9 protein-coding genes are annotated in these 9,877 nt (G+C 64.2%); 3 read left to right on the top strand and 6 right to left on the bottom strand.

What is annotated here, in order from left to right; all coding sequences use genetic code 11:
• Nucleotides 1-226 precede the first annotated feature (226 nt).
• Nucleotides 227-1,114, bottom strand: coding sequence for a malonyl-ACP O-methyltransferase BioC (bioC, locus tag Q1L50_RS08820; protein ID WP_300337643.1), 888 nt, complete (start codon nt 1,112-1,114; stop codon nt 227-229).
• A gap of 130 nt (nt 1,115-1,244) precedes the next feature.
• The gene (gene bioB / locus Q1L50_RS08815) at nt 1,245-2,237 is read right to left on the bottom strand and encodes a biotin synthase BioB (RefSeq protein WP_300337642.1); all 993 of its coding nucleotides are present in this window, start codon (nt 2,235-2,237) and stop codon (nt 1,245-1,247) included.
• A gap of 68 nt (nt 2,238-2,305) precedes the next feature.
• On the opposite strand from bioB, the gene Q1L50_RS08810 reads away from it, so the two are divergent.
• A complete protein-coding gene (locus Q1L50_RS08810; protein WP_300337640.1) occupies nt 2,306-3,016 on the top strand; it encodes a ComF family protein in 711 nt (236 codons plus the stop codon).
• A 79-nt stretch (nt 3,017-3,095) separates the two neighbouring features.
• Here the strand turns inward: Q1L50_RS08810 and Q1L50_RS08805 are convergent, their stop codons facing one another.
• From Q1L50_RS08805 to Q1L50_RS08795, 3 genes are read right to left on the bottom strand one after another with little or no spacing between them, the layout of a single operon-like run.
• Nucleotides 3,096-4,040, bottom strand: coding sequence for an adenylate/guanylate cyclase domain-containing protein (locus Q1L50_RS08805; protein WP_300337638.1), 945 nt, complete (start codon nt 4,038-4,040; stop codon nt 3,096-3,098).
• The gene (ttcA, locus tag Q1L50_RS08800) at nt 4,037-4,924 is read right to left on the bottom strand and encodes a tRNA 2-thiocytidine(32) synthetase TtcA (RefSeq protein WP_300337636.1); all 888 of its coding nucleotides are present in this window, start codon (nt 4,922-4,924) and stop codon (nt 4,037-4,039) included. The genes Q1L50_RS08805 and ttcA overlap by 4 nt, the downstream gene beginning before the upstream one ends.
• Nucleotides 4,925-4,950: 26 nt before the next feature.
• On the bottom strand, nt 4,951-5,688 hold the full coding sequence (locus tag Q1L50_RS08795; protein ID WP_300337634.1) for a pteridine reductase: 738 nt from the start codon (nt 5,686-5,688) through the stop codon (nt 4,951-4,953).
• A gap of 128 nt (nt 5,689-5,816) precedes the next feature.
• Here Q1L50_RS08795 and Q1L50_RS08790 point away from each other — a divergent pair, with 128 nt between their 5' ends.
• Both Q1L50_RS08790 and Q1L50_RS08785 read left to right on the top strand, forming a co-directional pair.
• The gene (locus tag Q1L50_RS08790) at nt 5,817-6,665 is read left to right on the top strand and encodes a hypothetical protein (protein WP_300337632.1); all 849 of its coding nucleotides are present in this window, start codon (nt 5,817-5,819) and stop codon (nt 6,663-6,665) included.
• A gap of 42 nt (nt 6,666-6,707) precedes the next feature.
• Nucleotides 6,708-7,865 (top strand): SAM-dependent methyltransferase, encoded by a 1,158-nt coding sequence (locus Q1L50_RS08785; protein WP_300337630.1) that lies wholly within the window; start codon nt 6,708-6,710, stop codon nt 7,863-7,865.
• A 545-nt stretch (nt 7,866-8,410) separates the two neighbouring features.
• Here the strand turns inward: Q1L50_RS08785 and Q1L50_RS08780 are convergent.
• A partial coding sequence (locus Q1L50_RS08780) for a Na/Pi cotransporter family protein (RefSeq protein WP_300337628.1) occupies nt 8,411-9,877 on the bottom strand: 1,467 nt, incomplete at its 5' end.

The following is a 9,877-nucleotide window of genomic DNA, read 5'->3' as shown; positions in this document are numbered from 1 at the left end:
TAGCAGATAGGCCGTCTGGCGGTCAGCGACGATAAAGTTTGACATGCGACGACTCGATGGTTCGAAGAGGCATGATTATATCATATATGGATCTGGCGCCGGGAAAGTCCGACAGGCTGCTAGCGCCCGTTTGGCTGGCGGTCTGGCGGGTGCTCAAGCGGGTTGGCAGGGGCGTCGCCCCTGCGCCGCGGCGCGCCCGGGGGCCTGCTGCCGGATCGTCGGCGGATCAGCGGCCGCGCTGTTGCGGGTCGAAGCGGACAATCTTTCGCCCGTCCGGCAGCTGTTTCGCCTGCGCTTTCCAGGCGTGACCGTAGACCACTTCGACCGTCGCCGGCAAGCGGCCGTCGCGGGACAGCCGGGCATATGCCGCCCGGACGCCTGCCCACTGCGCGCGCCCGGTCAGGCCTCGGCGGCGGTCTTGCATGGCGCACGCCGAGCCGCTCTGGCGCAAATCGGCGAGCAAAGCGTCGACGCCCGGATAGGTCATGGTCAGCACTTCCGCATCCATCACCGGGTCGGCAAAGCCGCACGCGAGCAGCATGTCGCCATAGTCGTGCAGGTCGGTGAAGTGCTGGGTGTGCGCGTAGCCATCGCTGAAACTGGCACGCAGTTCCTTCAAGGTGTCGGGCCCGAAGGTCGAGAACATCAGCAGGCCGCCGACGTCGAGCAACCGGTATGCCTCGCGAAATGCCGCCAGCGGGTCGTCAAGCCAGTGCAGCATCAGGTTCGACCAGAGCAGGCTGATCGACCGCGGAGCGAACGGCAGCAGGGTCGCGTCCGCCGCCACCAGCGGCGTGTCGTGGCCGCGCAGGAATGGCAGCAACCAGCGCAAACGTGAGCGCTGTCTCCGGCTTGCCTGCAGCATCGGTGCACTGAGATCGGCACCGATCAGCCGCGCGTAAGGGTAACGTTGGTGCAGCGCGGTCAGGCTGGCGCCGGTCCCGCAACCGAGATCGAGAACGCATTCCGGCTCGATGCGTACATAGTCGAGTCGCTCCAGCATGCGGCTGCCGATTTCGCGCTGCAACACCGCCACCTCGTCGTAGGTCCGCGCGGCGCGCGCAAAATTCCTTCGCACCTGGCGCTGATCGACCAAAGGTGCCGCTGGCTTCATAAACGACTGGCCGGTCGCTTCACCTCGACCGGCACCAGGCAGCGTTCAGCGCTTGCTGCTCGGAAGTCTGACGTGGATGCTCTGCGCCGTCGGGCAGGCCGACAGCGAACGGTGTTGACCGGACCATCCGCTAGATCGGCCGCAGTCCGAGCTTTCCGAACAGCGCCTCGTCGCGATCGGCTTCCGGGTTGCCGGTGGTCAGCAACTTGTCACCGTAGAAGATTGAATTGGCGCCGGCGAGAAAACAGAGCGCCTGCAGTTCGTCGGACATCTCCTGCCGCCCAGCCGACAGACGGACAAAACTGGTCGGCATGGTGATCCGCGCCGCAGCCAGCGTGCGTACAAACTCGAAGCTATCGACCGGCTCGACATTGGCCATCGGCGTACCCGGAATTGGCACCAGATTATTGATCGGCACCGATTCGGGCGCCGGGTCGAGGTTCGCCAGCTGGGCAATCAGCGCCGCACGGTTCCTGCGCGACTCGCCCATGCCGATGATTCCGCCCGAGCAGACCTTGATTCCGGCTTCGCGCACCTGCCCCAGGGTGTCGATCCGGTCAGCGTGTTTGTGGGTGGTGATCACCTGCCCATAGAACGACGCGTCGGTATCCAGATTGTGATTGTAGTAGTCGAGGCCGGCGTCCTTGAGCTCTCCGGCCTGGCCGTCCTTGAGCATCCCCAGCGTGACGCAGGTCTGCAGACCCATGCTCTTGACGGCCCGAATCATCTCGGTCACCTTGGCCAGGTCCTTGTCCTTCGGGCCACGCCAGGCCGCACCCATGCAGAAGCGCGAGGCGCCCTTGTCCTTGGCCGCTTGCGCAGCGGCGACCACCTGGTCGAGCGGCATCAGCGCCTCACGCTCGGTGGCGGTGCTGTAGCGGGCGGCTTGCGAGCAGTAGCCACAGTCTTCGGAACAGCCGCCGGTCTTCACCGAGAGCAGCGTCGAGCGTTGAATCTCGTTGGCATCGAAGTTCTCGCGGTGCACCTGCTGCGCGCGGAAGAGCAGGTCCATCAGCGGCAGCTGGTACAGTGCTTCAACTTCGGCGATACTCCAGCGCGGTGCCGTGGCGGTCGATAGCGGGCGCTCAGGGGTGATGGTGGCAGCTTGCGGAATGGCGTTCATGGGCGAGACCTGTGGGGTTGGGGTAAGGTGAGGCCCGTTGTCATGGATTCGGCACGAGCCCGTCAAGGATGCCAATCTTAACTCAAACTGCCAGGATGTTTGTCTCCTCGTGCGCGCGCCTGCTGACGCAGGATTGCCTGCTATGCAGCGCCGCGAGCGGCCCCAGCCTGCTTTGCCGCGCTTGCGAGGATGATCTGCCGCGACTTCCTGACGCACGCTGTCCCCGCTGCGCGCTGCCGACGCCAAAAGGTGAAACCTGCGGCCGATGCCTGGCCAGGCCACCGCACTACGACCTGACGCTGGCTGCTTTTCGTTACGACTTTCCGATCGACAAGCTGGTCCAGTCATTCAAATACGGACATCGCCTGGCGCTCGCCAGCTATTTCGGGCGACAGCTTGCCGCGCTGACGGCAAGCGCTCAGGCGGACCTGATCATTCCCGTACCGCTACACCCGCTGCGCCTGCGGGAGCGAGGCTTCAATCAGGCGCTCGAGCTGGCACGTCCGGTCAGCAAGGCCTGCAGAACGCCAATCGACGTGCTGAGTTGCCGTCGAATTCGCCACACCGCCACCCAGGCCGATCTGCCCTGGAGGGAAAGGGCGAAAAACGTCCGTGGCGCCTTCCACTGTTCGGCGGACCTGACCGGCAAACGGCTGCTGCTGATCGACGATGTGATGACTACCGGCGCTTCGCTGGACGAGCTGGCCCGCACCGTGAGACTGCACGGCGCAGAGCACGTCGCGCTGCTGGTGCTGGCCCGCGCCCTGCCGTTCAGGTGATTGCATCGAGGGTCTTGGCCGACGCCAGGCACGCGACAACCGCGTCGTCAGCTGCCGCAGGCGCTGCCCGCGGTGTCACTCACAGGTGCTCGAACTCGGCGATGTCGGCCTCGGGGCTGTTCGCCGAGGCGGCAAATGCGATGATCCCGCTACCGTGCAGGACCAACTCCTCACCGCGAAGAAACAGTTCCGGCCCGCCGCTGACCGTCACGAAAGTGCCATTGGTGCTCTGATCGCGGAGCACGAACTGCTCGCCTCGCCGCTCGATCCGCGCGTGATTGCGGGATGCACGGCGATCGCGAATGGTGATCTCGCAGCTGGAGTCGCGGCCCATCACCACGCGCGGACGGTTCTTGTCCAGCAGTTTCACTTGTCCGCCGTATCGCAGGCACAGTCGCAAGCTTCGTTCCTTGGCCGGCTTCGGTGCGAGTGCCGGCGCAAGTACCGGGGCCGCGACGATGGCTTCGGCGGTGGCCTCGCTGGCGACCGCTTGCGGCTCGGCACAGAGGACCTGGAACAGACCTTGCTGTTGCGATAGCCCCGCTCCCGCTGCTGCTCCCGGCTGCGGCTCGAAGCAACGCGTCGACAACTGCAGATGCGACGACAGCAGTGCCCTGGTCTCACCGCTGGTCAGGATCTGCCCGGCTGTCGCCAGTCCGGCCAGACGCTCTGCGATACGCAGTCCGGCACCGGCAAGCTCATCGCCCTCCTCGAGCAGCGGTCCGTGATGGAAGCCGACGCGGATTGCCAGCTGGACGCCGGAAACCGGCGGCAGGTCGGCGACCCGCCGGTGCATGGCGATGGCCGCCTGACACGCCTCTTCGGCGGTCTCGAACACCGCGGTGATTTCATCGCGACCGGTCCGCACGATGCGCCCGCGAAAACCATCGATGCCACGGGCCATCCGCTTCCGGCAGCGCTCGACAGCGTGCAGGGCCTCGGCGCTGCCACGCTTTTCGAGTAGTCTGGCGCTACCGTCTACGGCGGCCAACAGCACCGACTGCATCCTTTCCTGGCTGCTCATGATTGCAGCAGCACCAGCGGGATCGTTGCCGGGAACGACCAGGACGCGTGCGGCGGTCGCCGGTCGACTATCGAATCGCCGCCGTCGATCCTCGCCAGATCGCCACCGGGGTGCAGGCTCTTGAAGTCGAAAAGCGCCTGGTCCGCCAAGTGTGAGGGCACTATTTTCTGCAGCGCCGAAAAAACCACCTCGGTGCGCCCGGGAAAGCGGCGGTCCCAGTCGGCCATCATTTCCCGGATCTTCTGGCGCTGCAGATTGTCCTGCGAACCACACAGATTGCAGGGAATGATCGGGTAAGCCATGCCGCGCGCGAAACGCGCGATGGCCTTCTCGCTGCAATAGGCCAGCGGCCGGATGACCACGTGCGCACCGTCGTCGGTGAGCAGTTTGGGCGGCATCGCCTTGAGTTGGCCGGCGAAGAAGAGGTTGAGGAACAGGGTATGGACGATATCATCACGATGGTGGCCCAGCGCAATCTTGTTGGCACCGAGTTCCCTGGCGGTGCGATAAATGACGCCGCGGCGCAGGCGGGAGCACAGCGAGCAGGTCGTCTTGCCTTCCGGGATGGTGTTCTTGACGACCGTGTAAGTGTCCTGCTCGACGATCCGGTAGTCGACCCCGATCTTCTCCAGGTAAGCGGGCAGCACCTCTGCCGGGAAGCCGGGCTGCTTCTGGTCGAGGTTCATGGCGATCAAGCGGAAATCGACCGGCGCACGCTGGCGAAGCGCCATCAGCACCGACAACAAGGTGTAGGAGTCCTTGCCGCCGGAGATGCAGACCAGAACGGTGTCGCCGTCCTCGATCATCTTGTAGTCGGCAACCGCCTTGCCGACCTTGCCTTCCAGTCGTTTCCGCAGGCGCTGCAGAGTGTTTGATTGTTCCACCGGGACCTCTCGTACGATTTGGGCGATTACAGATGCGCGGTGCGACCGCCGTCCACATTGATCACCTGACCGGTGACATAGGCGGCATCCTCAAGCAGGTAGCGTACCGCGCGGGCGACGTCTTCCGGACACCCGGTACGCTGCAACAGGGTGTGGGCAACAATCTCCTGGCGCGCGGCGCTGTCAAAAAAACCGCTGTCCGGCCAGAGGATGGGGCCGGGCGCCACTGCGTTTACCCGCACTTGCGGCGCCAGTTCGATGGCCAGGGCGCGCGTCAGTCCGAGCAGCCCGGCTTTTGCCGCGCAGTACAGCGGATAGCCGGCGAGCGGGCGCTCGGCATGAATGTCGGTGATGTTGACCACCGCTCCGCGCGCGGCCCGCAGGTGTGGGGCGGCGGCCTGGGTGAGAAACAGGGGCGCTTTTAGATTACTGCCCATCAGGTCATCCCAGCTCGCCAGGTCGATTTCGCCCAAGGGCGTGGGAAAGAAGCTGGAGGCGTTGTTGACCAGCGCATCCAGACGCCCAAAGCGATCGACCGTGTCGGCGATCAGCTGCGGCAAGCTCCCGACATCGAGCAGATCGGCCGGCAGACACGCCGCTGACGACGGTCGCGCCGCATTCAGCTCGCCAACCAGGTCTTCGGCGGTGGCCGCGGCCTGCCGATAGTGCAGCATGACGTTGGCGCCGGTGGCGTGCAGTTCGCGGGCAATCGCGCTGCCTAGGGGTTTCGCCGCACCGGTCACCAGTATCGTCTTCCTGCTCATCTCGAGTTCCCGACCAACTCCAACAAAGACTTGATTTTAGCCGATTTTTGCGCCCCCATTCTCGGAAACACAACCCGTCTCGCGGTCATCGCGTTAAACTGGAAGCAGTCCACAGCTGGAAATGCCCGATGAACAAGACTGACGAACCACTCGATGCTGACGACCTGCTGATTCTGGCCGAGCGCGTCGTCGAGCTCCCGGCAAAGGATGCCGAATGGGTTGGGCGCCTGGTGCAAGAGCTATTGCGCGCACGCGCCCGTGAGGCGGAATTGCTGGCCCGGCAAGTCAGCGACCCGGAGCTGGCGACGCCCAGAGGCGGCGAATTCGATGAGCAGATGGCGCAGCTTGCTCTGGACACCGCCGAGTGGTTGAGAACGCTGTGGGACGTGGGTTACATGGGCGCTGGCAGCTTCCGCTCGCAGCCGCGCTCGGCTTTTCCGGCGATCGACCTCGAAGACATCAGAAGATCATCGCTCTTCGCCCGCATTCGTCAGGGCAAGCACGCCCTGCCGTTTCCGCCGCCTACCCGGCAAGGCCTGCCGTGGCACGAGTTGCTCGAAGGCCCCGCGACCAGCCATACGGTCGACGCCGAGATCATTCGCGACGAAGCGGGGCTGCCGCTCGGCGCGATCATTGAATCGTGCAGCGACTGGCAAGTGATCGAGGAGTTTGCCGGGCGGCAGGAGTGCGTGGTTCAGCATCAGGGCAAGGGGCCCCGCTTCCGCTTGCTGCACCTCGACGAACTGCCCGCCGAATTGCGTCGTGAGCCACCGAGTCTGACCCGCGAGATCCACCTGCAGGGGCGCGGCGGTTTCCATTCCTATACGCTTGAATGGCCGCAGGAGGATGGTCGCACCCAGTTTATCGCCTTGCGCGCGGCCACCCTGGAGCGTGCCCGATCAGAGGCCGAGCATTGGCTGGCGACCACCCATCCGGAGATGTACGGACAAGTCCGCTTCGAGGTCCGTGAAGACTGAGCAAGCGGGCACCGGCATGCTGAGCCGCTGTTGATCGCCTAAATGCTCTTGCCTCCCCCGACCGCCGCGGCCATCTCCTGCAGCTCGGCGCTCTGCCGCCGTCTCGCCGCCGAAATTGGCGCCGCCGGCGGCTGGGTCGGCTTTGACCACTTTATGGAGCTCGCGCTGTACACCCCGGGACTCGGCTACTACGCTGGCGGCAGCCACAAGTTTGGCGCTGCCGGCGATTTCGTCACCGCGCCGGAGATCGGCCCGGCCTTCGCCCAGACACTCGCCGCGCAGGCCGCGCAGCTGCTCGCGTTGAGCGCGCCCCGGATAGTCGAGGTCGGTGCCGGCAGCGGGCAACTGGCGGCCGACCTGCTGCGCGAGCTCGAACTGCGCGGGCTGCTCCCCGAAAGCTATGGCATCCTCGAACTGTCCGGCGAGCTGCAAGAGCGCCAGCGCCAGACCATTGCTGCCAGCGTCCCCCACCTGCTGAGACGCGTACACTGGCTGGAACGGCTGCCGGAGTACTTCGACGGGCTGGTGCTGGCCAACGAGGTCCTCGATGCGATGCCGGTGCACCTGGTGGTGTGGACGACGACGGGCGCCGCCGAGCGCGGCGTGTCCACGGTCGACGGGCAGTTCGTCTGGGTCGACCGCCCGGCCAGCGGCCGGCTGCTCGAACGAGCGCAGGCGCTGGCTGCCGAATGCGCGCTGCCGCCTGGCTATCTGAGTGAGATCTCGCTGACCGTAGACGCCTGGGTGGCCGAGTGGGCGGCGATTCTCGGGCGCGGCGCCTTGCTGCTGATTGACTACGGCTTTCCACGCCGCGAGTACTACCATTGGCAGCGCGCTACCGGTACGCTGATGTGCCACTATCGCCACCAGGCACACGCTGAGCCTTTCTACCTGCCGGGTCTGCAGGACATCACTGCGCACGTCGACTTCACCGCTGTCGTCGAAGCTGGCTGCGCGGCGGGGCTGGAGTTGCTCGGCTACAGTACGCAGTCGAACTTCCTCTTCAATTGCGGGTTGAGTGACGTCCTGGCGCGAACGCCGGCCACCGACGCATCGCACTACTTACCCCTTGCCAGCTCGGTGAACAAGCTGGTCTCGCCAGCAGAAATGGGCGAACTCTTCAAAGTCATCGCTCTCGGCAAAGGGATCACCGAGCCGCTGCTGGGTTTTGTCCGCGGCGACCGCAGCGCGACGCTCTGAACCGCTACGACCAACTCTTGGCGGCGGAGCAAATCCGTAGAAATCCCGCGGCGAAGATGCTGGCCTGCATGGCGGCAAGCACCAAAATGCGGTGCTTACCGCCATAGGTTAGCCTATCGCCCCTTCACCGCGTCAATGGTTCGCTTCGCCAGGCTGCACAAGGCCGCAGCCTGCCATTGACCGGGCTACGAGGCTTGTCCCACGGACGCCTCGACGCCAAGACGCATGCCCGAAAAAACGACGCCACCAAATCTCTACGAAAATTGACCGCCACCGAGAGACTCGTCGCCATGATGTTCGCGCGAGTGTCATCCTGGATTTTTCGCGGATCTTAGCAGCCGCTGACCGCGACCAAAGGAGTGTCGCCCACGATGTCGCCGGATTTGATTTCCGAGGACGATATCCTCCACCCCACGGAGGAGGCGGAGCACCGCGCGCCAAGGGGGCAAGAAGGTGAGGTGCTGGGCCGGCGGGCCGGCAACAGGGGCTCCAGGAGCCGGCTTCGTCCATCTGACGGACAAAGCCGGCGCTGAAGCAAGGACCGGTTAGCCGCGTTCCTGCAGCACCGCCGGCAGAACGGACTTGGCCATGCGCTTGGCGAAGTAGTAGATGCGTTTCTGCTTTTCGATAATCTCGATTTCCAGGGTATAGGCCGCAATGCGATTGGGTTCCTCGGCCACCAGCCGGCGCGCCTCGTGCGCCGCTGCCGAATCGGCGATGCGGTTGATCTCGTCCTTCATCCCGGTCACCACCTGCGCGGCCCGCTCGTTGCGCTGGGCCACTGCCTGCACAGCTGCCGCAACGGCCTTGCTGACTGCAGCCTGGAAACCATTGAGCACCTCCTGAGTGGTCTCGCTGACGTGAATCTTGTCGCGGATACGATCATGGCCGAGCACCACCAGATTCGTTTCGACGATGTCGCCGATGTTCTCCAGATTGCTCACGGCGTCCATCAATTGCATCAACTCCCGGGTCTGCTCGGTGGTCATCGGTTGCTTGCTGATCTTGCCCAGATAGTCAATGATCCCGGCATGCAGGATATCGACCGTGTCATCCATCTGGCGAATTTTTTCCAGATCTTCACGGTCGCCCTTGATGATCGCCGGCATGATTCCCTTGAGCATCAGATTGACCGTCTCGCCCATGTGCATGACTTCCATCCGCACATTGTCCAACGCCAGCGACGGGGTGCTTAACAGTTCATCCTGCAGGAACTTGGTGCGCACGATCATTGCTTCCTCTTCGAGCGCCTTGTCGGGTACCAGCCACTCGACGAAGCGCGCGAGTTGCGTCGAGAACCAGATGAAGATGAAGGTGTTGGCGACGTTGAAAAAAGTGTGCGCGTTGGCGATCTGGCGCGGCGTTTCGGCAGCGAGAAGCTCGATGCCGGAGAGCTGCGGATAGGTCGGCGAAACCGCCGTCACCAGGTTGGCGATAAAGCCGATAAACGGCAGCCATATCAAGACCCCGGCGACATTGAAGAACAGATGAACCACGGCCGCGCGTACCGCTTCCCGCGGCTTGCCGATGCACGCCAGCAAGGCTGTCGCACAGGTACCGATATTGGAGCCGAAGGCCAGCGCGATGCCCGCTTCGAGGCTGATGAAGCCCTGCCCGGCCATGACGATGACAATGCCCGTGGCGGCCGAAGAGGACTGGATCAGCGCGGTGAACAAAGCGGCGACCATGACCCCGATGAAAGGGTTGCTCATCGTCTGCATCAGATCGAGAAAGGGCTGGTAGCTGCGCAACGGCTGCATCGCGTCGCTCATTACCTGCATGCCGAAGAAGACCATCCCCAGGCCCATCAACATCCCGCCGTAGTGTTTGATCTTCTCGTTCTTGGCGATGAACAGCATGGCGAAGCCGACAGCAATCATCCCCAGTGCCGCCTTGGTGATCTTGAAGGCGACGATCTGGGCGGTGATCGTGGTGCCGATGTTGGCGCCCATGATCACCCCGACCGACTGCGACAGCGACATCAGCCCCGCCGAAATGAAACCGACCACCAG

The sequence above is a fragment of the Accumulibacter sp. genome (genome assembly GCF_029255145.1).
In the GTDB taxonomy this organism is placed as follows: Bacteria; Pseudomonadota; Gammaproteobacteria; order Burkholderiales; family Rhodocyclaceae; genus Accumulibacter.
Note: the sequence above shows the minus strand (reverse complement) of the source record. Positions and strands in the feature narration are given on the sequence as shown.

What these genes read in the sequence shown, in the direction of transcription:
- Q1L50_RS08795 (WP_300337634.1), bottom strand. Translation starts at nt 5,688, where the DNA reads ATGAGCAGGAAGACGATACTGGTGACCGGTGCGGCGAAACCCCTAGGC.
- Q1L50_RS08805 (WP_300337638.1), bottom strand. Translation starts at nt 4,040, where the DNA reads ATGAGCAGCCAGGAAAGGATGCAGTCGGTGCTGTTGGCCGCCGTAGAC.
- bioC (WP_300337643.1), bottom strand. Translation starts at nt 1,114, where the DNA reads ATGAAGCCAGCGGCACCTTTGGTCGATCAGCGCCAGGTGCGAAGGAAT.
- bioB (WP_300337642.1), bottom strand. Translation starts at nt 2,237, where the DNA reads ATGAACGCCATTCCGCAAGCTGCCACCATCACCCCTGAGCGCCCGCTA.
- Q1L50_RS08810 (WP_300337640.1), top strand. Translation starts at nt 2,306, where the DNA reads ATGCCAATCTTAACTCAAACTGCCAGGATGTTTGTCTCCTCGTGCGCG.
- Q1L50_RS08785 (WP_300337630.1), top strand. Translation starts at nt 6,708, where the DNA reads ATGCTCTTGCCTCCCCCGACCGCCGCGGCCATCTCCTGCAGCTCGGCG.
- Q1L50_RS08790 (WP_300337632.1), top strand. Translation starts at nt 5,817, where the DNA reads ATGAACAAGACTGACGAACCACTCGATGCTGACGACCTGCTGATTCTG.